The organism is Streptomyces sp. Z26 (genome assembly GCF_003665095.1).
Taxonomy (GTDB): domain Bacteria; phylum Actinomycetota; class Actinomycetes; order Streptomycetales; family Streptomycetaceae; genus Streptomyces; species Streptomyces phytohabitans.
This window is the reverse complement of record NZ_RCHV01000002.1, coordinates 4937956-4960256: the sequence shown is the minus strand read 5'-3', so window position 1 is coordinate 4960256 and position 22301 is coordinate 4937956. Positions and strand designations below refer to the sequence as shown.

At 74.1% G+C, this 22301-nt stretch carries 22 protein-coding genes and 2 riboswitches; of the genes, 13 read left to right on the top strand and 9 right to left on the bottom strand.

Annotated elements, in window-relative coordinates:
• Window positions 1-33: 33 nt before the first annotated feature.
• The 3 genes from D7M15_RS21665 to D7M15_RS21655 form a co-directional block, all read right to left on the bottom strand.
• Window positions 34-1032, bottom strand: coding sequence for an ABC transporter permease (locus D7M15_RS21665; protein WP_121519023.1), 999 nt, complete (start codon window positions 1030-1032; stop codon window positions 34-36).
• A gap of 262 nt (window positions 1033-1294) precedes the next feature.
• The gene (locus D7M15_RS21660; RefSeq protein WP_121519022.1) at window positions 1295-2065 is read right to left on the bottom strand and encodes an enhanced serine sensitivity protein SseB C-terminal domain-containing protein; all 771 of its coding nucleotides are present in this window, start codon (window positions 2063-2065) and stop codon (window positions 1295-1297) included.
• Window positions 2066-2202: 137 nt separating this feature from the next.
• Entirely contained in the window at window positions 2203-2979 is a 777-nt protein-coding gene (locus tag D7M15_RS21655) for an enhanced serine sensitivity protein SseB (protein WP_121519021.1), read from the bottom strand.
• A gap of 281 nt (window positions 2980-3260) precedes the next feature.
• On the opposite strand from D7M15_RS21655, the gene D7M15_RS21650 reads away from it, so the two are divergent.
• A complete protein-coding gene (locus D7M15_RS21650; protein ID WP_121519020.1) occupies window positions 3261-3953 on the top strand; it encodes a hypothetical protein in 693 nt (230 codons plus the stop codon).
• A gap of 131 nt (window positions 3954-4084) precedes the next feature.
• Here the strand turns inward: D7M15_RS21650 and D7M15_RS21645 are convergent, their stop codons facing one another.
• On the bottom strand, window positions 4085-4696 hold the full coding sequence (locus tag D7M15_RS21645; protein ID WP_346428835.1) for an AAA family ATPase: 612 nt from the start codon (window positions 4694-4696) through the stop codon (window positions 4085-4087).
• Window positions 4697-4883: 187 nt separating this feature from the next.
• Window positions 4884-4979, top strand: a riboswitch (glycine riboswitch).
• 141 nt (window positions 4980-5120) lie between these two features.
• Between D7M15_RS21645 and gcvT the strand changes: the two genes are divergently transcribed.
• From gcvT to cobF, 5 genes are all read left to right on the top strand, one after another.
• The gene (gcvT, locus tag D7M15_RS21640) at window positions 5121-6323 is read left to right on the top strand and encodes a glycine cleavage system aminomethyltransferase GcvT (RefSeq protein ID WP_121519018.1); all 1203 of its coding nucleotides are present in this window, start codon (window positions 5121-5123) and stop codon (window positions 6321-6323) included.
• 89 nt (window positions 6324-6412) lie between these two features.
• Window positions 6413-6793, top strand: a complete 381-nt coding sequence (gene gcvH / locus D7M15_RS21635) for a glycine cleavage system protein GcvH (RefSeq protein WP_121519017.1) — start codon at window positions 6413-6415, stop codon at window positions 6791-6793.
• A 53-nt stretch (window positions 6794-6846) separates the two neighbouring features.
• Window positions 6847-8121 (top strand): serine hydroxymethyltransferase, encoded by a 1275-nt coding sequence (gene glyA / locus D7M15_RS21630; protein ID WP_121519016.1) that lies wholly within the window; start codon window positions 6847-6849, stop codon window positions 8119-8121.
• Window positions 8122-8347: 226 nt separating this feature from the next.
• Window positions 8348-9730 (top strand): L-serine ammonia-lyase, encoded by a 1383-nt coding sequence (locus D7M15_RS21625; RefSeq protein WP_121519015.1) that lies wholly within the window; start codon window positions 8348-8350, stop codon window positions 9728-9730.
• A gap of 76 nt (window positions 9731-9806) precedes the next feature.
• The gene (gene cobF, locus D7M15_RS21620) at window positions 9807-10616 is read left to right on the top strand and encodes a precorrin-6A synthase (deacetylating) (RefSeq protein ID WP_121519014.1); all 810 of its coding nucleotides are present in this window, start codon (window positions 9807-9809) and stop codon (window positions 10614-10616) included.
• A gap of 61 nt (window positions 10617-10677) precedes the next feature.
• Here cobF and D7M15_RS21615 read toward each other — a convergent pair whose 3' ends face one another.
• Window positions 10678-11784 (bottom strand): enoyl-CoA hydratase/isomerase family protein, encoded by a 1107-nt coding sequence (locus tag D7M15_RS21615; RefSeq protein ID WP_165906313.1) that lies wholly within the window; start codon window positions 11782-11784, stop codon window positions 10678-10680.
• 264 nt (window positions 11785-12048) lie between these two features.
• A riboswitch (cobalamin riboswitch) is annotated at window positions 12049-12201 on the top strand.
• 176 nt (window positions 12202-12377) lie between these two features.
• On the opposite strand from D7M15_RS21615, the gene metE reads away from it, so the two are divergent.
• The gene (gene metE / locus D7M15_RS21610; RefSeq protein WP_121519012.1) at window positions 12378-14702 is read left to right on the top strand and encodes a 5-methyltetrahydropteroyltriglutamate--homocysteine S-methyltransferase; all 2325 of its coding nucleotides are present in this window, start codon (window positions 12378-12380) and stop codon (window positions 14700-14702) included.
• A 97-nt stretch (window positions 14703-14799) separates the two neighbouring features.
• On the opposite strand, the gene D7M15_RS21605 is transcribed toward metE, so the two are convergent.
• Complete coding sequence (locus tag D7M15_RS21605) at window positions 14800-15396, bottom strand: hypothetical protein (RefSeq protein WP_121519011.1); 597 nt, start codon at window positions 15394-15396, stop codon at window positions 14800-14802.
• Window positions 15397-15577: 181 nt separating this feature from the next.
• Here D7M15_RS21605 and D7M15_RS21600 point away from each other — a divergent pair, with 181 nt between their 5' ends.
• Both D7M15_RS21600 and D7M15_RS21595 read left to right on the top strand, forming a co-directional pair.
• Window positions 15578-15979 (top strand): DUF1992 domain-containing protein, encoded by a 402-nt coding sequence (locus tag D7M15_RS21600; protein WP_121519010.1) that lies wholly within the window; start codon window positions 15578-15580, stop codon window positions 15977-15979.
• Between the two features lie 218 nt (window positions 15980-16197).
• Window positions 16198-16755, top strand: a complete 558-nt coding sequence (locus tag D7M15_RS21595; protein WP_121519009.1) for a hypothetical protein — start codon at window positions 16198-16200, stop codon at window positions 16753-16755.
• Between the two features lie 104 nt (window positions 16756-16859).
• On the opposite strand, the gene D7M15_RS21590 is transcribed toward D7M15_RS21595, so the two are convergent.
• A complete protein-coding gene (locus tag D7M15_RS21590; RefSeq protein ID WP_121519008.1) occupies window positions 16860-17699 on the bottom strand; it encodes an NAD(P)H-binding protein in 840 nt (279 codons plus the stop codon).
• 93 nt (window positions 17700-17792) lie between these two features.
• Between D7M15_RS21590 and D7M15_RS21585 the strand changes: the two genes are divergently transcribed.
• Together D7M15_RS21585 and D7M15_RS21580 are read left to right on the top strand one after the other, a co-directional pair.
• Window positions 17793-18164: a helix-turn-helix domain-containing protein gene (locus D7M15_RS21585; RefSeq protein ID WP_121519007.1), complete on the top strand. Its 372-nt coding sequence runs from the start codon at window positions 17793-17795 to the stop codon at window positions 18162-18164.
• Window positions 18165-18282: 118 nt separating this feature from the next.
• Window positions 18283-18678 (top strand): nuclear transport factor 2 family protein, encoded by a 396-nt coding sequence (locus D7M15_RS21580; RefSeq protein WP_121519006.1) that lies wholly within the window; start codon window positions 18283-18285, stop codon window positions 18676-18678.
• A gap of 31 nt (window positions 18679-18709) precedes the next feature.
• On the opposite strand, the gene D7M15_RS21575 is transcribed toward D7M15_RS21580, so the two are convergent.
• Window positions 18710-19894, bottom strand: a complete 1185-nt coding sequence (locus D7M15_RS21575) for an epoxide hydrolase (protein WP_121521185.1) — start codon at window positions 19892-19894, stop codon at window positions 18710-18712.
• 276 nt (window positions 19895-20170) lie between these two features.
• On the opposite strand from D7M15_RS21575, the gene D7M15_RS21570 reads away from it, so the two are divergent.
• Complete coding sequence (locus D7M15_RS21570) at window positions 20171-20398, top strand: hypothetical protein (protein ID WP_121519005.1); 228 nt, start codon at window positions 20171-20173, stop codon at window positions 20396-20398.
• 37 nt (window positions 20399-20435) lie between these two features.
• Here the strand turns inward: D7M15_RS21570 and D7M15_RS21565 are convergent, their stop codons facing one another.
• Window positions 20436-21338 (bottom strand): alpha/beta fold hydrolase, encoded by a 903-nt coding sequence (locus D7M15_RS21565; RefSeq protein ID WP_121519004.1) that lies wholly within the window; start codon window positions 21336-21338, stop codon window positions 20436-20438.
• A 43-nt stretch (window positions 21339-21381) separates the two neighbouring features.
• Here D7M15_RS21565 and D7M15_RS21560 point away from each other — a divergent pair, with 43 nt between their 5' ends.
• Window positions 21382-22128 (top strand): type 1 glutamine amidotransferase, encoded by a 747-nt coding sequence (locus tag D7M15_RS21560; RefSeq protein ID WP_121519003.1) that lies wholly within the window; start codon window positions 21382-21384, stop codon window positions 22126-22128.
• Window positions 22129-22301: the final 173 nt, after the last annotated feature.

The following is a 22301-nucleotide window of genomic DNA, read 5'->3' as shown; positions in this document are numbered from 1 at the left end:
GTTCGACCGGGCCGGTGTCTGGCATGGGGGGAGTCAGCGGGTGCCCTTCGGGTCCAGCGCGTCGCGTACGCCGTCGCCGAAGAGGTTGAACGCGAGGACCGTGATGAAGATGGCGACACCAGGCACCACCATGTACATCGGGTCCGTCTCGTAGTAGCGCACGGCCTGGTTGAGCATCTGGCCCCACGAGGCGGTCGGCGGCTTCACGCCGGCGCCGAGGAAGCTCAGCGCGGCCTCCGTGAGGATGTTCGTGGGGATCATCAGCGTCGTGTAGACGGTGATCGGCGCGATCAGGTTGGGCAGCAGCTCCTTGAAGAGGATGTACCGCCTGCCCGCGCCCAGGCTCCGCGCGGCCTCGACGTACTCGCGCTCACGCAGCGAGAGCGTCTGACCGCGCACGATGCGGCCGATGTACGGCCAGCCGAAGAAGCCGATCACCAGGATCATGACCAGCAGCCGTACGCCCGTGCCCTCCAGCCCGAGCAGCTTGTCCGGCATCACCGCGATCAGCGAGATGATGAAGAGGAGCTGCGGGAAGGCCAGCAGGCCGTCCATCACGCGGCTGATCAGCGCGTCGACCCAGCCGCCGAAGTACCCGGCGAGGATGCCGAGGACGGTGCCGAGGACGACGGCCACGACGGCGGAGAGGAAGCCGACCAGCAGGGAGATGCGGGCGCCGTAGACGATGCGCGCGAAGACGTCGCGCCCGTTGACGGGCTCGACGCCGAGGAGGTGGTCGGAGCTGATGCCGCCCAGGGACCCGGTGGGGGTGCCGAAGAGGGGGTCGATCAGGTCCTGGTTGTACTTGTTGGGGTCCTGGCCGATGATGCTGGTGATCACCGGAGCGAAGATCGCGACCAGGATCAGGAACAGCACCACCACGCCGCCCGCGACGGCGAGCTTGTCGCGCTTCAGGCGGGTCCAGGCGATCTGACCCAGCGAACGGCCCTCGACGGAGCCCTTTGCGACCTCGGCGGTGACAACGGTGTCAACGTCGTCTGCCTTGACCGCGTCGTGCAATGGTGCCGTCATCGTGGTGAGGACCCCTCTCGACCGGCGATGGCCGGCCCACGCCTGCCGCTGTAGCGGCGAGATTCACAGCTGCTCGTACACAAGGCCGACGGCCTATGGATCGGGAGTCTTCATTGCGCTCGCGATCAGTCGCCAGAGGTCCCGGCGAATGGATGCGCAACTGTGATGCGACCAAGGGGGTTCCGTTATACGGACCGGGAGCACTGGTCAGCGGTGCACGAACACCGCCCGCCACCGCTCCCGGGCCACCTCGCCCGCGAGCTCAGTACGCGCGCGGGTAACCGTACCCGTGGCCCGGCGCCGCGCCGGGAGCCGCGCCCACCTGCGCGTCGCGGTCGAAGAACGGGCGGGCGTGCGCGCGCAGCCACATCGTGACCGGATCGTGGTCGTCGGACATGGCGACGCTGGACACCGGCAGCCCGTCCGGGATCGCGCCGACCGACTGCTGCATCATCTGCTGCACCGACTCCACGGACGGCGGCCCGGTGTCGTAGAGGTCCAGCCCGATGGCCAGGTACGGCGTGCCCAGCGCGGGCTGCACCCAGGCGCGGCGCAGCGAGCGGACGACGGGGGTGCGGTGCGCGTTCTGCGTGAGGAGCGCGTAGAACTGCGGCAGGTCCAGGGACGGTTCGGAGATCCGCAGCGGCCCGGCCGGGAGCCGGTCGAGGCCGGAGACGATGCGCCGCAGGTCGAGCCAGGGGATGCCGACGCCGCCGCCCGGGGAGTGCGGGTTCAACCAGATGCCCCAGCGGTCGGGGTAGAGGGCGGCGGCGATGTCGCGGCCGCCGACGACCTCGTGCGCGCGGTTCCAGCCGGAGGCCGCCAGCTCCTGCGGGGAGGTGACACAGGGCGCGTAGCCGTGGCCGTCGACCTCCATGTTGCCGTACTGGGCGTCCGGGGAACCGGCCTGCCCGTTCCACAGCAGCATCCACAGCTGCGCGCCCGACAGCGACTTCAGCAGTGACTCGTAGACGTCGTACCGGCCGGGCGACACCTGACTCAGCAGCTGCTCGACGCTCTCACCCGCGCTCACGTGGCCGCCCCCCTCTTCCCTCGGCCGGATGCTACGGAAACGCACCCGCGTCCCGCCCGACAGTCAACCAGCTTACGAGTACCGGATGACAGCACGCGCCCCACTCACCGGCCGTGTGCGCAGATACTCAGCCACCGTCAGACGTCGTACTCACGCGAGTAGAACGGCCGTACGCACTGCCGCATCCAGTCCACGACCGGGTCGCGTGCCGCGTCCAGCATCACCTGCTGCACGGGCCAGACCACCGGGTGGCGGGCCAGCGCGCGGGCGAGCGCGTCGTGCGACCGCTGCCACGCGTCCGGCTCCAGCAGGTCGAGTTCGACCCCGACGTACAGCGCGGGCGGGCGCCCCTCCGCGCTGGCCAGCGCGCGCCGGGCGGTGCGTATCGGCGGTACGACGGCGAACTCGCCCGCCACCTCGGCCAGGAAGTCCACGGGCTCGTCCTGCCAGTCCGGTTCGAACAGCCGGACCCGCGCGCCGCTGGCCACGCCCGGGACCCGCGCGCCCGGGGTCGTACGGCACAGCTCCGCGACCGCGTCCGGCGGCAGGGGGACGCCGACGGCGCCGTCCGGGTTCACGGCGATGCCGAGCTGCGGCGGCAGGCCGCGCGCGAACTCGGCCGCGGGCGCCACGGTGAACGACATGTGGGTCCCGACCACCTGGAGGAACTGCTGCTCGGAGCTGAACACCGGTACGTACGGCGCCCCCTGGAGCTGCACCGTCGGCAGGTCGAGGTGGGCGCTGGCGGGGCCGCCGCCCTCGGGGAGCGGCACCCACAGGCTGCTGCGCGCGAGCACCTCCAGCAGGCGGGCCGAGGCGTGCGGCGCGGTGAGGGAGGCGGCGAGGGTCTCCTCCAGCTCGTTGCCCGGCCAACCACCGCCGTGGCCCGGCCCGTACTGCTGCGGAATGGTCATGCGCGCAAGCCTAGAACGTGTGCGCGTGCCGTCCGACCACGTGGTCGGGGGCACGGGCGTCGGGGCACGGGCCGGGCGCGGGGCGGGAGTTGGGGACGCCCGTACGGGGGCGGGCGTACGGGCCGGGGCGTACGGGGGCGGGGCGTACGGGGGCGGGGGCGCCGGCCGGGCTGCCGTAACCCGGATGGTCACCCGGCGCGAGCCTCCGGTTGCGGTGCGCTCCGGGCTGGCGAAAAGTGGGCCGCGTCCCGTTACACCCGCAAAAAGAAGGATTTGCTCCCATGCGCGTCCACACGACGACGTCCCTCGCCCTCGCCGCCGGTCTCGTGCTCGGCACGGTCGGCACCGCCTCCGCGGCGATCGCCGCCGACGCCCGGCCCGCGCCGAAGACCGCGGCCGCCCCGGCGCCCGCCCTGCCCGGCGCCGAACAGGTCTCGCGACAGGCACAGGTGCTCCAGAACACCGGCCGCGTGGTCAAGCCGGTCGTCACCGCCGTGCAGGAGGTCGTGAAGGCCCCCGAGGGCAAGGTGTCCGCCGACCGAGCGGACAAGCTGTCCGCCGCGGTGGCGCGGGCCCTCGCGGACGTACGGGAGCAGCGCGCCGGTGCGACCCGGTCGGACTCCGCGACGGCGCCCGCGCCCGTACTCGGCGAACGCGTCGCGCCGCGACGTGCCGACCTGACGCCCAAGGCCGCGGCGGCGCTCCGCAAGCAGGTCGACACGATGCTGAAGGCGTCGGTCTCCGGTGAGCGGCAGCAGCTCGGCAAGGAGCTGAAGCGGACGGTCACGGCCACCGTGAACCTGATGGCCTCCGCCATGGCCGACGGCGGCCTCCCCGCCCCCGACATGGCGGGCCTGCCGCAGGTCGCGTCGGCCGACGGGCAGCAGCGCGGGGACGCGCGCGAGCAGGGTCGGCAGCAGGAGCTGATGGAGCAGGGCACCTCCGCGCCGACCGGCGCCGGTTTCGCGCGCTGACCCTCCGGGACCGTTCCGGCGCCGCTTCCTCCGGCGCGGAACCCCGTACGCGGCCCGCCGCCCCCACCCGGGGCGGCGGGCCGTCCCGCGCGTACGGGCCCGGGGACCGCGCCGCCGCCGGGGCACCGCCGTCACGCGCCCCGGTCGAAGGCCACGCCGCGCAGCGCGCCCGCCGCCTCCCGGTCGAGCAGGACCACCGAGGCGCAGCTGGCCGGAAGTCGCCCCTCGGCCACGTCCGCGAGGAGCCGCCGCACCGCGCGGCGGTGCCGCGCGAAGGCGTACCCGGAGACGCCCCGCCCCCGCTCCGCCTGCCCCGCGAGCGCCGTGTCCGGCGGCACGTCCAGCAGCACCAGGTGCAGCCCCCGGCCGCGCCGCCGCGCGTCGGCGGCGATCCAGCGCCGGACCCAGGTCTGGGTGCCGCAGTCGTGCACCACGACGCTCGCGCCGGACGCCAGCGCGCGGCGCAGCCCGGCGTAGTGGGCGACGCGGACGAGCGGGCGGTAGACGACGTACGGCAGCCAGTGCGGCAGCCGCCGTGCCCAGCGCTCCCGGGCGTCCTGCGAGTCGACGCGGCGCACGGAGCGCTGGTCCACCGCGACGGTCCGGCGGATCAGCGTGGACTTGCCGCTGCCCGGGAGGCCGGAGACGACGATCCGGTCCCCGGCGGGGAAGCGAAGCGTTCTGGCCACGGTCGTGCCGCGGAGATCACGGCCCGCCACGGGGACGGTCGGACGGGCCGGCAGACCCGCCCCCGACGGTGTCGCGTACGCGCTGCGCAGACTCTCCACCTGATGTCTCCCCCCGGTCGGCACCGCGTGCTCGCCCACGGTCTTCTTCCGAGAGTGTCAAGAAAAGGTAATGAGCGACAAGGCGATTGCCCGCCGACCATGCCGTGCGATGATGTCGAGGCCAACTCCATACAGGCCGTTCGTAATCCGCGCGGGAGAGTTCCCGGCCGTGCGTCGGGGCGCCGAAGGAGCAAGATCCTCCCTTGAATCTCTCAGGCCCCGATACCGCGCGGACGAGGCACATCTGAAAAGCGGGCCGCCGTGGCGGCGGTCCCACCCAAGGTGCAAGTCGCGGTCCGTTCGCGGGCTCGGGGCGAACCTCTCAGGTTCCGATGACAGATGGGGAGGACATCGGATTCACCGTTCCCGGGAGCCTGACATGACGAGCACCCCCACCCATGCCGACGGCGGCGCGCCCCAGGGCGAGCCGCGCCGCACCGCGCTCGACGCGGTCCACCGCGCCCTCGGCGCCACCATGACCGACTTCGCGGGCTGGGACATGCCGCTGCGGTACGGCAGCGAGCGCGACGAGCACCACGCCGTACGCGACCGCGCCGGTCTCTTCGACCTCTCCCACATGGGCGAGATCACCGTCAGCGGGCCGCAGGCCGCCGAGCTGCTGGACTACGCGCTGGTCGGCAACCTCGCGGCGGTCCGGCCGGGCCGCGCGCGCTACACCATGATCTGCGACGAGCGGGGCGGCATCCTCGACGACCTGATCGTCTACCGCCTGGCGGACGACGCGTACATGGTCGTCGCCAACGCCGCCAACGCCCAGGTGGTCCTGGACGCGCTGGTCGAGCGGCAGGCGGGCTTCGACGCCGCCGTACGGGACGACCGCGAGGCGTACGCCCTGCTCGCCGTGCAGGGCCCGGAGGCGGCCGGGGTGTTGAAGTCCGTCACCGACGCCGACCTGGACGGGCTGCGCTACTACGCCGGGCTGCCGGGCACGGTGGCCGGGCGGGAGGCGCTGATCGCGCGCACCGGCTACACGGGCGAGGACGGCTTCGAGCTGTTCGTCGCGCCCGCCGACGCGGTCGCCGTCTGGGAGGCGCTGACGGCGGCGGGCGAGGGCGCGGGGCTGGTGCCCTGCGGGCTGAGCTGCCGGGACACGCTGCGGCTGGAGGCGGGGATGCCGCTGTACGGGCACGAGTTGAGCCGGGACACCACGCCGTTCGACGCGGGGCTGGGGCGGACCGTGAAGTTCGAGAAGACGTCGAACGAGGGCCGCTTCGTCGGCCGCGAGGCGCTGGAGGCCGCCGCCGAGCGCGCGGCGACGGCGCCGCCGCGCAAGCTGGTCGGCCTGGTGGCGGAGGGCCGCCGGGTGCCGCGCGCGGGCTACCCGGTGGTCGCCGCGACCGGCGGCGCGGACGGTGACGCGACCGGCGGCGCGACGGACGCGCGGGTGGTCGGCGAGGTCACCTCGGGCGCCCCGTCCCCGACGCTGGGGAAGCCGGTCGCCATGGCGTACGTGGACGCCGCGTACGCCGAACCCGGCACGGCGGGAGTGGCGGTCGACATCCGCGGTAGCCATGAACCGTACGAGGTCGTCGCCCTGCCCTTCTACCAGCGCGCGAAGTAGCCCCCCGGCGCCCGGTCCGCCGGGTGCCGCGTCCGCCCGCCCCCACGCCCGACCGTCCGCCCGGACCCCTCATCCAGGAGAATCGCACCATGAGCAACCCCCAGCAGCTGAGCTACAGCAAGGAGCACGAGTGGCTGTCGGCCGCCGAGGACGGCGTCTCGACGGTCGGGATCACGGCGCACGCGGCCGACGCGCTCGGTGACGTCGTCTTCGTGCAGCTTCCCGAGGTCGGTGCGCAGGTCACCGCGGACGACACCTGTGGGGAGCTGGAGTCGACGAAGTCGGTGAGCGACCTCTACTCCCCCGTGACCGGTGAGGTCACCGAGACGAACGAGGACGTCGTGAACGACCCGTCGCTGGTGAACTCCGCGCCCTTCGAGGGCGGTTGGCTGTTCAAGGTGCGGGTGGCGGGCGAGCCGGAGGGCCTGATGTCCGCCGACGAGTACGCCGCCTTCACCGCCGGCAACTGAGCACGTACCCGCCCGCCAGGTCTCCCCTGCCCGGACTCCCTTAGGAAGACTTCATGACTCTTCTGAACAGCTCCCTCCACGAGGTGGACCCGGACGTCGCCGCCGCCGTCGACGCCGAGTTGCACCGCCAGCAGTCCACCCTCGAGATGATCGCCTCGGAGAACTTCGCGCCCGTCGCGGCGCTCCAGGCGCAGGGCTCGGTGCTCACCAACAAGTACGCCGAGGGCTACCCCGGCCGCCGCTACTACGGCGGTTGCGAGCACGTCGACGTGATCGAGCGGCTCGCGCGGGACCGGGTGAAGGAACTCTTCGGCGCCGAGGCCGCCAACGTGCAGCCGCACTCGGGCGCCTCCGCGAACGCCGCCGCGATGTTCGCGCTGCTCAAGCCGGGCGACACGATCATGGGTCTGGACCTGGCGCACGGCGGGCACCTCACCCACGGCATGAAGATCAACTTCTCCGGCAAGCTCTACAACGTGGTCGCGTACCGCGTGGACGAGCGGTCCGGGCAGGTCGACATGGCCGAGGTGGAGAAGCTCGCCCGCGAGCACCGGCCGCAAATGATCATCGCGGGCTGGTCGGCGTACCCGCGCCAGCTCGACTTCGCCGCGTTCCGCCGCGTCGCGGACGAGGTCGGCGCGCTGCTGATGGTCGACATGGCGCACTTCGCCGGGCTGGTGGCCGCGGGCCTGCACCCGTCGCCCGTGCCGTACGCGGACGTGGTCACCACCACGACGCACAAGACGCTCGGCGGGCCGCGCGGCGGCGTGATCCTGTCGAAGCAGGAGTACGCGAAGAAGATCAACTCGGCGGTCTTCCCCGGCCAGCAGGGCGGTCCGCTGGAGCACGTGATCGCGGCGAAGGCGGTCTCGTTCAAGATCGCGGCGAGCGACGAGTTCAAGGAGCGCCAGCGGCGCACCCTGGACGGCGCGCGCATCCTGGCCGAGCGCCTGCTGCGGCAGGACGCGGTGGACGCGGGCGTCTCGGTGCTGTCGGGCGGTACGGACGTCCACCTCGTCCTCGTCGACCTGCGGCACAGCGAGCTGGACGGGCAGCAGGCGGAGGACCGGCTCCACGAGATCGGCATCACCGTCAACCGGAACGCCGTGCCGAACGACCCCCGCCCCCCGATGGTCACCTCCGGGCTGCGTATCGGTACGCCCGCGCTGGCGACCCGCGGGTTCCAGGCGGAGGACTTCACGGAGGTCGCGGACATCATCGCGGAGGCGCTGAAGCCGGGCACCGACGAGGCAGCCACGAAGGCGCTCGCCGAGCGCGTCACGGCGCTCGCCGCCAAGCACCCGCTGTACCCGGGGCTCGGCGCGTAGCGACGGCCGGGGCGCCCGGACATGCTCCGGGCGCCCCACCGCGCGCCGCGCCGTCCCCCGCGTCGCCACCACCGCGCGCATCACCGCCACCCGCGCCGCCGTCCCCCGGCCCGACTCCCGTTCCCCGTACGGCCGTTCCTCCGTACGCCCGCCCACCGCGTACGCCCCGCGCGCCGCGGTGCGCCGCTCCTCACGCCCACACCCGCCTGACCGCCCGGAGGTCGTCATGGCACTCTCCGTCTTCGATCTCTTCTCCGTCGGCATCGGCCCGTCCAGCTCGCACACGGTCGGCCCGATGCGGGCGGCGCGGATGTTCGCCCGTCGGCTGAAGAACGAGGGCCTGCTGGCCCACACCACGTCCGTACGCGCCGAGTTGTACGGCTCGCTCGGCGCCACCGGCCACGGCCACGGCACGCCCAAGGCCGTACTGCTGGGGTTGGAGGGCCACTCGCCCGCCACCGTCGACATCGAGCAGGCCGACGGGTGGCTGGAGCGCATCCGCGGCACGAAGCGGCTGCGGCTGCTCGCGGCCGAGATCGGGGACGCGCACGAGATCGCGTTCGACGAGACGCGCGAACTGGTGCTGCACCGGCGCCGCTCCCTGCCGTACCACGCGAACGGCATGACGCTCTTCGCGTACGACGCCGCGGGGACGCCGCTGCTGGAGAAGACGTACTACTCGGTGGGCGGCGGCTTCGTCGTCGACGAGGACGCCGTCGGCGAGGACCGCATCCGGCTGGACGACACCCCCCTCACGTACGCCTTCCGCACCGGCGACGAACTGCTGCGGCTGACGCGCGAGACGGGGCTGTCCATCTCGGCGCTGATGCTGGAGAACGAGAAGGCGTGGCGCACGGAGGCCGAGGTACGCGCCGGGCTGCTGGAGATCTGGGCCGTGATGCGGGAGTGCGTGGCGCGCGGCCTGTCGCGCGAGGGCATCCTGCCCGGCGGCCTCAAGGTCCGCCGCCGCGCCGCCCCTTCGGCCCGCCAGCTGCGCGCGGCGGGCGACGCGCAGGCGCACGCCATGGAGTGGATCACGCTCTACGCGATGGCCGTCAACGAGGAGAACGCCGCGGGCGGCCGCGTCGTCACCGCCCCCACGAACGGCGCGGCCGGGATCATCCCCGCCGTCCTGCACTACTACATGAACTTCGTGCCCGGCGCCGACGAGGACGGCGTCGTCCGCTTCCTGCTGGCGGCGGGCGCCATCGGCATGCTGTTCAAGGAGAACGCGTCGATCTCGGGCGCCGAGGTCGGCTGCCAGGGCGAGGTCGGCTCGGCCTGCTCGATGGCGGCGGGCGGCCTCGCGGAGGTGCTGGGCGGGGGACCGGAGAAGGTGGAGAACGCCGCCGAGATCGGCATCGAGCACAACCTCGGCCTCACCTGCGACCCGATCGGCGGCCTCGTCCAGATCCCCTGCATCGAGCGGAACGGCATGGCCTCGGTCAAGGCCGTCACCGCCGCCCGGATGGCGCTGCGCGGCGACGGCCGCCACCACGTCTCGCTGGACAAGGCGATCAAGACGATGAAGGACACGGGCGCGGACATGAAGGTGAAATACAAGGAGACCGCGCGCGGCGGCCTCGCGGTGAACGTCATCGAGTGCTGACCCCCGTACGCGGCACGCCGGCGTCCGGTGCGCCGCGCCCCGTACGTCGGACAGCGAACGGAGAGCGGAGACTCCCTTGAGCAGCGAACCAGCGGGCGCGGAGCCCCGCCACGTCCTCGTCATCGGCATCGGCGCGGGCGACCCCGACCATCTGACGCTCGCCGCGGTGAAGGCGATCCGGCGGGCGGAGGTGTTCTTCGTCCTCGGCAAGGGGCCGGAGAAGGAGTCCCTGACGAACCTGCGGCGGCGCATGCTGGAGGAGCACGCCACGGGCCCGTACCGCGTGGTCGACGCCGAGGACCCCTGGCGGGACCGCACCCGCGGGGACCGCGCGGGGTACGCGTCGGCGGTGCACGACTGGCGGGCGCGGCGCGCGGAGGTGTACGAGCGGCTCGTACGGGAGCACCTGGAGCCCGGCGGGACCGGCGCGTTCCTGGTGTGGGGCGACCCCTCGCTGTACGACAGCACCCTCGGCGTGCTGGACCGGGTCGCGGAGCGCGGGACGGTGGCGCTGGACGTCGAGGTGGTGCCCGGGGTGACCAGCGTGTCCGCCCTGGCGGCCCGGCACCGCGTACCGCTCAACCAGGTGGGGCGGCCCGTCCACATCACGCCCGCCCGGCGGTTGGACGAGGCGTCCCTCGACGGCGGGGACGTGGTGGTGATGCTGGACGCGCACGAGTCGTTCGGCGAGGTCACGGGCGACGACGTGTGGATCTACTGGGGCGCGTACCTCGGCACCCCCGACGAACTCCTCGTTTCGGGGCGGCTGGTGGACGTGGCCGACCGCATCCGCGAGGTACGGGCGGAGGCGCGCGCCCGGCACGGCTGGATCATGGACACGTACCTGCTGCGGCGGCCCGAGGGGGAACGGGACACGGAGGGCTGACGGCTGGCGGGGGGGGCGTACGCCGTCCCCCGTACGCCCGCCCCGAGTCGTCCGCGCGTCCTCAGCCCGCCGCGTCCTCCGGGCCCGGCGCGAGGCCCAGTCCGCCGTCGCCGCGCGGCGCGAAGCACCGCTCCACGTCCGCCTCCGCGACCCCGGCCAGTGTGGCCGGGGCCCAACGCGGGCGGCGGTCCTTGTCGACGACCTGCGCCCGGATGCCCTCGACCAGGTCCGGGCTGTCGAGGCAGGCGCGCGAGACGCGGTACTCCTGCTCCAACACCCGTTCCAGCGTGCCCAGTCGGCGGGCCCGGCGCAGCGCCGCGAGCGTCACCTTCAGCGCGGTCGGGGACCGCCCGGCGAGCGTCTCCGCCGCCTCCTTGGCGGCGGGCGCCCCGTCGGCGGCGAGACGGTCGACGATCTCCTCGACCGTAGCGGCGGCGTAGCAGGCGTCGATCCAGCCCCGGTCCGCCGCGAGCACGCCGGGCTCCGGCGGCGTCGCGTGCGCGCGTACGGCCTCCTCGGCGGGCAGCCGGGCGAGGTCGCGCAGCAGGGCGGGCAGCGCCTCGGACGGCACGTGGTGGTCCGCGAGGCCGCACAGCAGCGCGTCGGCGGCGCCCGCCTGCGCGCCGGTCAGGCCGAGGTGCGTGCCGAGTTCGCCGGGGGCGCGCGCCAGCAGGTGCGTGCCGCCGACGTCGGGGACGAAGCCGATGCCGGTCTCCGGCATGGCGACGCGGGAGCGTTCGGTGACGACGCGGACGGAGCCGTGCGCGGAGACGCCGACGCCGCCGCCCATCACGATGCCGTCCATCAGCGCCACGTACGGCTTGGGGTAGCGGGCGATACGGGCGTTCAGCCGGTACTCGTCGCGCCAGAACGGGCCCGAGGCGCCGCCCCGTACCCGCGCGTCGTCGTGGATGGCGCGGATGTCGCCGCCCGCGCACAGGCCGCGCTCCCCCGCGCCCGTGAGCACGACCGTACGGACGGACGCGTCGTGCTCCCACTCCGTCAGCGCCGCGTCGACACGCAGCACCATGGCGTGGGTGAGCGCGTTGAGGGCGCGGGGCCGGTTGAGGGTGACGCGGGCGGCGTGGCCGTCGATGTCGAACAGCACGTCCTCGTCGGCGGCGTCGGGGCGGTCGGTTCCGCCCGTCGGGCGGGTTCCGTCGGTCACCGGGACTCCCCCGTACGGCCGCGGGTCTCGTGGGTGCGCATGGTGTGGCTGGTCCTTCCCGGGTCGCCGGAGGCGGGCAACCGACCCTATGGGCCCGGGTCCCGGCCGGTCCAGCGCGTACCGACCGGCCACGCGCGCCCGCCCGCTCCCCCGCGCCGCCCCGTACCGCGCCCACGCCTCGGGACGCACTACCCACCCGCGCCGTACGGCGTCTACGCTGGCCGGTGCAGCTGGTTCGCCCCGTCCGCCAGGCGGGAGGCGTCGTAAGAGGGAACCCGGTGTGAGTCCGGGACTGCCCCGCAGCGGTGAGCGGGAACGACCGCCGTCATACGCACTGGGTCCGTACGGGCCCGGGAAGCGACGGCCAGTAGGTGCCCGCCGGGAGACCGGCAGGCGCGCCCGCGAGTCCGAAGACCTGCCCGTTGCCCGCGTGCGTACGTGACGTGCGCGGACGTTCCGTGACCGCGAGGGCCGGTCGGCGACACCCACGGAGGACCGACGGCGCGTGCCGCGCGCCGCACGTCCGCCGCTGTCCGCCTTCGCGCGCTCGTACGGTCCGGGACCCGACGAGACATCTCGCGAAGGAGATCTCCGTGACATCCGAGTCCGCAGCCGCGGCGGCACGGGCCACCGTGTACGGCTACCCGCGTCAGGGCCCCGACAGGGAGCTGAAGAAGGCCGTCGAGGGCCACTGGAAGGGCCGCGTCACCGCCGACGCCCTCCGGGCCACCGCGGCCGACCTCCGCGCCGCCGACTGGCGACAGCTCGCCGACGCGGGCGTCCACGAGGTGCCGACCGGCCACTTCTCGTTCTACGACCACGTGCTGGACACCAGCGTGATGGTCGGCGCCGTCCCCGAACGCCACCGCGCGGCCGTCGAGGCGGACGCCCTCGCCGGGTACTTCGCGATGGCGCGCGGCACCCAGGACGTGGCGCCCCTGGAGATGACGAAGTGGTTCGACACCAACTACCACTACCTGGTGCCCGAGTTGGGCCCCGACACCGTGTTCACCGCCGACTCCGCCCAGCAGGTCGGCGAGGTACGGGAGGCGCTCGCCCTCGGCCTGGCGCCCCGGCCCGTGCTGGTCGGCCCGGTCACGTACCTGCTGCTGGCCAAGCCCGCGCCCGGCGTCGCCGCCGACTTCGCGCCGCTGACCCTGCTGGAGCGGCTGCTGCCCGTATACGCCGAGGTGCTGGCCGACCTGCGCGCCGCGGGCGCCGAGTGGGTGCAGCTGGACGAGCCCGCGCTCGTCCAGGACCGCGACGCGGCCGAACTGGCCGCGGCCAGGCGGGCGTACGACACGCTGGGCGGTCTCACCGACCGTCCGAAGCTGCTGGTCGCGTCGTACTTCGACCGGCTCGGTGACGCGCTGCCGGTCCTCGCGAAGGCCCCGGTCGACGGCCTCGCGGTGGACTTCACCGGCCCGGCCGCCGCCAATCTGGACGCGCTCGCCGCCGTCGGCGGGCTGCCGGGGAAGCGGCTGGTGGCCGGTGTCGTCGACGGCCGCAACATCTGGATCAACGACCTGGAGAAGTCCCTCTCCACCCTCGCCACCCTGCTCGGTCTCGCCGACCGGGTCGACGTGGCGGCGTCCTGCTCGCTGCTGCACGTACCGCTCGACGCGCGGGCCGAGGACGAGATCGACGCCGAGGTGCTGCGCTGGCTGGCGTTCGCGCGGCAGAAGACGGCCGAGGTGGTCACCCTCGCCAAGGGCCTGTCCCAGGGCACGGACGGCATCGCCGCCGAACTCGCCGCCAACCGCGCCGACCTGGCGTCCCGCGCCGGTTCCGCGCTGACGCACGACCCGGCCGTACGGGCCCGCGCCGCCGCCGTCACCGCGGCCGACACGCGCCGCCCGGAGCCGTACGCCGAGCGCGCGGCGGCGCAGCGCGCGCACCTCGGGCTGCCGCTGCTGCCGACGACGACCATCGGCTCGTTCCCGCAGACGGCGCGCATCCGCACCGCGCGCGCCGACCTGCGGGCCGGGCGGATCGACACGGCGGGGTACGAGCGGCGCATCGAGTCGGAGATCCGCGACGTGCTGGCGTTCCAGGAGGAGGCGGGCCTCGACGTCCTGGTGCACGGCGAGCCCGAACGCAACGACATGGTGCAGTACTTCGCGGAGCAGCTGACCGGCTACCTCGCGACGCGGCACGGCTGGGTCCAGTCGTACGGCACCCGTTACGTACGGCCCCCGATCCTCGCCGGGGACATCTCCCGGCCCGCGCCGATGACGGTCCGCTGGACGACGTACGCCCAGTCGCTGACGCGGCGGCCCGTGAAGGGCATGCTGACCGGGCCGGTCACCATGCTGGCCTGGTCGTTCGTACGGGACGACCAGCCGCCGGGCGACACGGCGCGGCAGGTCGCGCTCGCCCTGCGCGACGAGGTGGCCGACCTGGAGGCCGCGGGCACCGCGGTGATCCAGGTCGACGAACCGGCGCTGCGCGAGACGCTGCCGCTGCGGGCGGCGGACCGGGAGGCGTATCTGGCGTGGGCCACCGAGGCGTTCCGCGTCAGTACGGGCGGGGTGCGGGCGGCCACGCAGATCCACACGCACATGTGCTACGCGGAGTTCGGTGACATCGTGCAGGCCATCGACGACATCGACGCGGACGTGATCAGCCTGGAGGCCGCCCGATCGCACATGCAGGTCGCGCACGAACTGGCCGACCACGGCTACCCGCGTGAGGCGGGCCCGGGTGTCTACGACATCCACTCCCCGCGCGTGCCGAGCACCGAGGAGGCGACGGCCCTGCTGCGCGAGGGACTCGAGGCCATCCCGGCGGAACGCCTGTGGGTCAACCCGGACTGCGGTCTGAAGACCCGCGGCTGGCCGGAGACCCGCGCGTCCCTGGAGCACCTGGTGGCGGCGGCCCGCACCGTACGCGCCGAACTCCCCGGCGCCCGGGGCTGATCCGCGCCCAGGCCGCCCCGCGCCGCTCGCCCGTCCGGGCGGGCGGCGTGGGACGCGGACGCGGACGCGGACGGGCGGGGCGTGCGGCCGGGGCGGGTCAGCGGGACTGGAGGGCGTCCAGGGCCACCGCCTGGGCCACGGCCAGGCGGCGGTCGAGGTCCGGGGACGCGATGTCGAGCACGTAGCGGTCGCGCAGGCCGATCTTCTTGTCCACGGACATCACCGGGCGCCCGCCCTCGGCGAAGTCGAAGTGGTACGGCCAGGCGAACGGCAGCAGTTCGAGGAACGGGATGAAGCCCCACACCCGGCGTAGCAGCGCCACCAACTTGCTGCGCTCGCGGCCCGTGGTGTCGGCCCGCGCGCCCACGCCGCGCAGGTGCCAGGTGCTCTGGAGCAGGGACGCCTTGAAGTCCTTGCGGAACTGGCCGAGTTCACCGCCGACCACGTCGCGTACCTCGTACGTCGCCCCGGGGTCCAAGAGCTGCCGTGCCTGGAAGGTGAACAGCGCCTTGGCGGCCGACTCGTCGGCGTAGAAGGTGACCTGTTCCTTGAAGGCCATCCGCTTCTGCTGCGCGAACGCGACGACCGGCCCCTCCTCGCCGTTCGGCCCGGCCGCGTGCACCACGTAGCGGTTCACCATCGGCGTCAGCTTCTGACGGATGACGAACCGTCGCTGCGACTGGTCAAGACTCACGTTCCACTCCCGATGCCGTTGTCGTGTACCAGACGATGCCCTGCGCCGGGGTGTGCCCACCAGTCACCGTTCGTCGTTGTCCGCCGGGCCGAAAGACCCACACGGGCGGGCGAGGATTTTTGTCGTACGTCGGTACCATGAAAAGTGACCGGCGCCACGGCAGTACCGAGAGGGGCCCGAGATGACGGAACGCAAGCCGCCCGGCCTGGACTTCGAGAGCTGGGTCGACCGCCAGATCCGCGAGGCGGCGGAACGCGGCGAGCTGGACGACCTGCCCGGCGCGGGCCGACCGCTGCCGGACGCCGACCGGCCGTACGACGACCTGTGGTGGGTCCGTTCGAAGATGGAACGCGAGGGACTGTCGTACCTGCCGCCCTCGCTCGCCCTCCGCAAGGAGGCGCAGGACGCGCTCGCGGAGGCGGCGCGGGCCCCGTCCGAGGCGCGGGTCCGCGCGATCGTCGCGGACGTCAACGAGAGGATCCGCGCCGCCCTCCGCCACCCGCCGGAGGGGCCGCCACTGCGCCTGACGCCGTACGACCCGGAGCGGGTCGTACGGGACTGGCGCGCCGGACGGCGGGACTGACGCGACGCGGCACCGCGTACGCCCGTTCCCCTGTGTCCCTTTCCGTACGGTCCGTCCGCACCGGACGTTCCGCGCGGACGACGGCCTTGTCATCACCCCGTAACCGCCCTTCCCCGCAGGCCGGGGCCGGGGTCAAGGTGGAGACCGACCAAGCAAGGGCAGCGGCGTGGCGCGGCAGCGCCGTCCGCGGCCACCGCACGTGACCTGGGGGAAGCACCATGCTCCGCACCTACCGCCGCAAGACCGCCCTCGCCGCCGCCGCGCTCCTCGCGACGAGCGCGCTGCTCACCGCCTGCGGGGGCGACGACGACTCGGACGACACGAAGTCGGACAGCTCCTCGTCACAGGAGCGGAAGGCGGGCGGGAACGAGGACGCGGGCGGCGACGCGGCCGACGACGGCACCGGGGGCGGCGACCAGGGCGGTGGGAGCACCGGTGGCGACGACGCGACCGGCGGGGACGACGCCGGTTCGGAGCCGGAGAAGGAGTCCGGGGAGCAGGCGAAGGGCGAGGGCGTCACCGGGACCTGGCTCGGCAACGTCGAGTACATGGCGCCCGGCAAGTACACGGTGACCGACATGAAGGGCGTCAAGCAGGCGTTCTTCACCTCCACCGAGACCGACATCCAGGGCACGGGTGACGTCTGCGGCGACGAGGAGGGCCAGGCCGCGACGCCGTGCACCGAGGCCGAGTTGGAGGCCGCGTCGAAGGAGGGCTTCTCGGCCGAGGTGAAGATCGAGGACGGCGTCGCCACCCGCATCGTCGACGACCACTGAGCCACGGCGCACGCCGCGAGCCGTACGCCCGCGCCGCACGCGGGAGCCGTACGCCCGCGCCCACCGTCCACCGGTGGTCGCGGGCGTACGCGCGTACGCGGGCCTCAGCGGAACGCGGCGGCGTTCCGGGCGGCCCACTCCGCGAACGTGTGCGGGGCCCGGCCGAGGACGCGCTCGACGTCCGGACTGACGCGCTGCTCGGCCTCGTTGGGGGCGCCGAGGATGTCCAGGGTGTCGTCCGCCAGCTCCACCGGCATGGACTGCGCCATCCCGGCCCTGGCCTCCGCGCGGGTCAGCTCGTGGAACCGCACCGGCGCGCCGACGGCCGCCGCGAGCGCCTCCGCCTGTCCGCGCGGGGTGATGACCTCCGGTCCGGTCAGCTCGTACACGGCGCCGGTGTGCCGGTCGTCGACGAGGCAGGCCGCCGCGACCGCGGCGATGTCCGCCGGGTCGACGACCGGTACGCCGGTGTCGCCGAAGGGCGCGGCGACGACCCGTTCCGTACGGACGGAATCGGCCCACCACAGCGCGTTGGAGGCGAATCCGCCCGGCCGCAGGACGGCCCAGTCCAGGCCGGAGTCGCGCACGGTGTCCTCCAGCGCGCGCATCGCGACCCGCGTCGTACCGAACGGGCGGGTCACCACGCCCAGCGTCGAGAGCAGGACGATCCGGCGCACCCCGCTGTCGACGGCCTCGCGGACGAGGTCGGCCGGGTTGGCCCCGGTGGCGTGCAGGTCGCCGGACAGCAGCAGGAAGAGGGCCTTCGCCCCCTCCAGCGCGGGCCGGAGACCGGCCGGTGCGCCGAGGTCCGCCACCCTGTGGTGGACGCCGTCGGGCACCGTGGCCGCGTGCCGCGAAACGGCGGTCACGCGGTGGCCCGCTTCGGCCAGTTCGCGTGTCAGCGGCGTGCCGATGTTTCCGGTGGCTCCGGTCACCACGATCATGTTCAGCTCCTTCGGTGTGCTCTCCGTACGGCGTGCACGCTAGGAGCTGGGGCTAACTTTCCGTAAGTACATACTTAAAGGTAAGCTCCTCCCATGACGGAAGGCGCGCAGCGCAGAACGGCCGCACCGGGCACGCCGTATGAGGTGTTTCACACCGGCTGCGTCGCCCGCGAGGTGGTCGACCACGTGACCAGCCGGTGGGGCGTGTGGGTGCTGATCGCCCTGCGCCAGCAGGACCTCCGCTTCCACGAGTTGCGCGGGAGCATCGAGGGCGTCAGCGAGAAGATGCTGTCCCAGACGCTGCGCGCGCTCGTCCGGGACGGGCTCGTCTGGCGGGAGGTCGAGCCGACGACGCCGCCCCGGGTGACGTACGGGCTGACCTCCTTCGGGCAGGAGGTCGGCGAGCCGCTGACCGAGCTGTTCGACCGGATCACGCGGCGGCTGTCGGCGGACGGCGCGGAGTAGCGCCCGTACGCGCCTCCGCCCGGCCCGGTGGTCGGAGCACCCGGTTGGGGCCGTCCGGAGCGGCGGGTCCGGCCGTAGCGTGGGCACCGCAGCGACCGTCCGACCCGCGAGGGGTTCCATGACCGAGAACGGCGCCCACGCGGCGCTCGCCCACGCCTTTCTGCACGCGTTCAAGGAGCGGGACTGGGACGCCCTGCGCGCGCTGTTCGCGGAGGACGTCACCTGGACGATGCCCGGCGCGGGCTCGATCTCCGGCACCGCGCGCGGCGCCGACGCGGCCGTGCGCCGGGCGCGGGAGATCGCGGGCGGCGGCGTGCGTACGGAGCTGCTGCACGTGCTCGTCGGCGCCGACGGCGTCGCCCTGTCCCTGCGCAACACCGCGGAGGCGGCGGACGGACGCGTCCTCGACGAGCACCTGGCGACGGTCCTCGGCATGCGGGACGGGCGCGTCGTCCGCGTCGACAGCTACCTGTCGGACGTCGACGGCATGTCCGCCTTCTTCCGCGCCTCCTGACCTCCGGCTCGGCGGGACCCCGGACCGGCCGTCAGGCGCGCAGCTCGCGGAAGAACGCCCGTACGTCCGCCACCAGCGCCTCCGGCTGCTCCAGCGCCGCGAAGTGCCCGCCCCGCCCGTACTCGGTCCACCGCACGACCCGGTCCGTGCGCTCCGCGACGTGGCGCAGGGCGAGGAAGTTCTCGTACGGGAAGACCGCGAGCGCCGTCGGCGCGGTGGAGGGCTCGGGGGCGGCGTCCCGGTACGCGGCGTGGGCGCGCTCGTAGTAGAGGCGGGCGGCGGAGCCGGCGGTGCCGGTCAGCCAGTACAGCATCACGTTCGTCAGCATCCGGTCCCGGTCGACGGCCTCCTCCGGGCGGTCCCGCGAGTCCGTCCACTCCTTGAACTTCTCGACGATCCAGGCGAGTTGGCCGACCGGCGAGTCCGTCAGCCCGTACGCGAGGGTCTGCGGCCGGGTCGCCTGGATGTCCGCGTAACCCTGGCGTTCGCGCTGCCACTCGCGCGTACGGTCCCATGAGCGGAGCGTACGGGCCCGCTCCTCCGGAGCCAGCGCGGCCAGCTCCGCCGGGGTGGGCTCGGCGGTGGCGTGCGCGCCGGGCAGCAGGTTGAGGTGGACGCCGACGACCCGCTCCGGGTGCGTACGGCCCAGCTCGCGGGAGACGGCCGCGCCCCAGTCGCCGCCCTGCGCGCCGAACCGCTCGTACCCGAGGCGGGTCATCAGCTCCGCGAACGCCGCCGCCACCCGCCGGAACTCCCAGCCCCGTTCGCGCGTCGGCCCGGACAGCCCGAAGCCGGGGATGCTCGGCAGCACGAGGTGGAACGCGTCGGCCGGGTCGCCCCCGTACGCGCGCGGGTCGGTCAACGGGCCCGCCACGTCCGCGAATTCGACGAGGGAACCCGGCCAGCCGTGCGTCATCAGCAGCGGCGTCGCGCCGGGCTCCGGGGAACGGAGGTGCGCGAAGTGGACGGTGGCGCCGTCGAGGACGGTGGTGAACTGCGGCCACCGGTTGAGCGCGGCCTCGGCGGCGCGCCAGTCGTACGCGTGCCGCCAGTGGTGGACCAGCTCCCGGAGGTAGTCGCGCGGGACGCCGTAGTCCCAACCGGCGTCGGGGAGTTCGTCGGGCCACCGGGTGCGGTCGAGACGGTCGCGCAGGTCGTCGAGGTCGGCCTCCGGCACGTCGAGGCGGAACGGGTGGAGGCGGTCGTCGGCGGGCACGGGGCGGCCGGTGCGTGGGCTGTGGGTCACGTTTCCGCATGCTAAGGCGGCGTACGGCGGGGCGCCTCCGGTTATCGGCCGCCGCCACAGCGGAGGTCACGGGCGGACGTGGCGCACGAGCAGCGGCTTGCTGCCGCCGGGTGAATTCCCGTTGGCGAATCGATCGTGCTCCGTGTCGGTGCGCGCGCTTCCGTAGCCTCGTCCCGGCCGGACACCGGGCGCGGGGACACCGGGCGCCGGACGGCAGGGGCCGGACGCCGGAGCGAGGAGCGGACGATGCACAGCGGGACGCACGGCAGCACGACGACGGCACGGCGGCGGGCGGCGGGCGCGCTCGCCGCGCTCGCGCTGACCGGGGCGGCGGCCACGGAGGCGCACGCCGACGAGACGCACCACGGCTCGCACAACGGGCCGCACGTGTCGCTGGTCTCCACCGGCCAGATCGACGACCCGATGGAGGACGTGCTGGAGCACTTCTCGCTGACGCACACCGTCCGCTACTGAGCCCGGCGGCAGGCCGTACGCCCGCCCGTACCGTCCCTCAGTCCTCGCCGGGCCGCACCGTCGCGTACTCGCCGGTCGCGCCGTAGTGCCCGGTGGTGCCGCACACGCGGGTGAGGAAGGCGCGGAAGGCGGCGTTGAACTCGGCGGGCCGCTCCAGGTTCGGCATGTGGGCGGCGCCCTGCACCACGGTGAGCGTCGAGTCCGGCAGCAGCCGGTGCATCGCCTCGGCGTCGCGCACCGGGGTGTACGCGTCGTCGCGGCCGACGACGACCAGCGCGGGCACGGTGACGCGGGTCAACAGCTCGCAGTAGTCGGGCCGTTCGGCCCGGCCGCGCAGCGCGGCGGCGGCGCCCTCGGGGGGCGTCGACCGCATCATGGCCCGCACGTCGGCGGCGACCTGCGGGAGGGCGGTGACGTTGTACGGGGCGACCATCCGGTCGAGGACCTCGTCCGCGTACGCGTCCATGCCCTCGGCCAGCAGCCGGTCCGCCATCGCGTGGCGCGCGGCCCGGCCCTCGGGCGTCTCGGCGGCGGCGAAGGTGTCGGCCAGCAGCAGGCCGCAGACGCGCTCGGGGAACATCCGGTAGAAGTCCATGACGATCTGGCCGCCCATGGACAGCCCGCCGAGCACGACCCGTTCGAGCCCCAGGTGGTCCAGCAGCGCGAGCGTGTCGCGGGCGAAGACCTCCAGCGTCGTGACGCCGGGGACGACCTCGCTCTCGCCGTACCCACGCAGGTCCGCGGTGACCACGCGGTGCCCGTCGGCGGCGAGCGCGGCGGCCTGCGGGGCCCACATCCGCCGGTTGAACGGGTGCCCGTGCACGAGCACCACGGGCGGCAGGTCGACCGCGGAACGGCCGTTGGCGCGACTGGGAGGTACGTCCCGGCAGACGTGTTCGTCGTAGCCGAGTGTGACACCGTTCACGGACACATAAGCCATACCATCACCTTACCGGCGCGGGGGCTTAGAGGGAGGTTGCCGGATGACACGCGTACTCGTGGTGCAGAACGGTCCGAGGGGTGGGCCGAAGCGCTTCGGCGACTGGCTCACCGAGCCCGGCGCGGACGGCGGGAACGGCGTCGACGTCGGCGCGGGCGGGCCGTTGGCCCTCGACGTCGTGCACGCCTACGACGGCGCCCCGCTGCCCGCCCGGCTCACCCACGGCGCGCTCGTCGTCCTCGGCGGCGGCCTCATGCCGGACGACCACGCGCGCGCCCCGTGGCTGCGCCGCACCCGCGAGCTGGTCGACCAGGCGCTGGAGGCGGCGGTGCCGGTGTTCGGGATCTGCCTCGGCGGGCAGTTGCTGGCCCAGGCCGCGGGCGGCACCGTACGGGCGGAGCACGGCGTCCCGGAGGTCGGCAGCACGGCGCTGACGCTGCGCGCCGAGGCGGCCGACGACCCCCTCTTCGGCGGGCTGCCGCCCCGGCTGACGGGCGTCGAGAACCACGTCGACGCCATCACCGCTCTGCCGCCCGGCGCGCGCTGGCTGGTGGAGAGCGAGAACTGCCCGTACCAGGCGTTCCGCTCCGGGGAACGGGCCTGGGGCGTGCAGTTCCACCCCGAGGCCTCGGCGGCGGACGTCGCGGGCTGGCCCCCGGAGCGGATGACGCGGCACGGCCTCGACCCCGGCGAGGTCCGCCGTACGGCCGAGCGGGACGACCCGGCGTCCGCCCGCGTCTGGCGTACGGTCGCGCACCGCTTCGCGGCCGTCGTCCGCGAAGCGGGGTGAGCGTACGGCCGTACGGGCACGGGCGGGCGTACGGGCCGGGAGCGCGCGGGGTCGGGAGCGTACGGGGAACGGCGGGCGCGGGGTCGGCCGTACGGCGCGCGGGGCGTGGCGCACCCGGCGGGACACGCGCGGGAACGGTGCGTCGGCGGGGCGGGGCGCGGCAAAGAGGAGTA

Bases quoted from the DNA above. Each gene is read 5' to 3' on its own strand.
- D7M15_RS21600 (WP_121519010.1), top strand. From the start codon at position 15,578: ATGACGGAACGCAAGCCGCCCGGCCTGGACTTCGAGAGCTGGGTCGAC.
- D7M15_RS21595 (WP_121519009.1), top strand. From the start codon at position 16,198: ATGCTCCGCACCTACCGCCGCAAGACCGCCCTCGCCGCCGCCGCGCTC.
- D7M15_RS21590 (WP_121519008.1), bottom strand. From the start codon at position 17,699: ATGATCGTGGTGACCGGAGCCACCGGAAACATCGGCACGCCGCTGACA.
- gcvT (WP_121519018.1), top strand. From the start codon at position 5,121: ATGACGAGCACCCCCACCCATGCCGACGGCGGCGCGCCCCAGGGCGAG.
- D7M15_RS21585 (WP_121519007.1), top strand. From the start codon at position 17,793: ATGACGGAAGGCGCGCAGCGCAGAACGGCCGCACCGGGCACGCCGTAT.
- D7M15_RS21665 (WP_121519023.1), bottom strand. From the start codon at position 1,032: ATGACGGCACCATTGCACGACGCGGTCAAGGCAGACGACGTTGACACC.
- D7M15_RS21580 (WP_121519006.1), top strand. From the start codon at position 18,283: ATGACCGAGAACGGCGCCCACGCGGCGCTCGCCCACGCCTTTCTGCAC.
- glyA (WP_121519016.1), top strand. From the start codon at position 6,847: ATGACTCTTCTGAACAGCTCCCTCCACGAGGTGGACCCGGACGTCGCC.
- gcvH (WP_121519017.1), top strand. From the start codon at position 6,413: ATGAGCAACCCCCAGCAGCTGAGCTACAGCAAGGAGCACGAGTGGCTG.
- D7M15_RS21565 (WP_121519004.1), bottom strand. From the start codon at position 21,338: ATGGCTTATGTGTCCGTGAACGGTGTCACACTCGGCTACGACGAACAC.
- D7M15_RS21655 (WP_121519021.1), bottom strand. From the start codon at position 2,979: ATGACCATTCCGCAGCAGTACGGGCCGGGCCACGGCGGTGGTTGGCCG.
- D7M15_RS21625 (WP_121519015.1), top strand. From the start codon at position 8,348: ATGGCACTCTCCGTCTTCGATCTCTTCTCCGTCGGCATCGGCCCGTCC.
- D7M15_RS21570 (WP_121519005.1), top strand. From the start codon at position 20,171: ATGCACAGCGGGACGCACGGCAGCACGACGACGGCACGGCGGCGGGCG.
- D7M15_RS21560 (WP_121519003.1), top strand. From the start codon at position 21,382: ATGACACGCGTACTCGTGGTGCAGAACGGTCCGAGGGGTGGGCCGAAG.
- D7M15_RS21650 (WP_121519020.1), top strand. From the start codon at position 3,261: ATGCGCGTCCACACGACGACGTCCCTCGCCCTCGCCGCCGGTCTCGTG.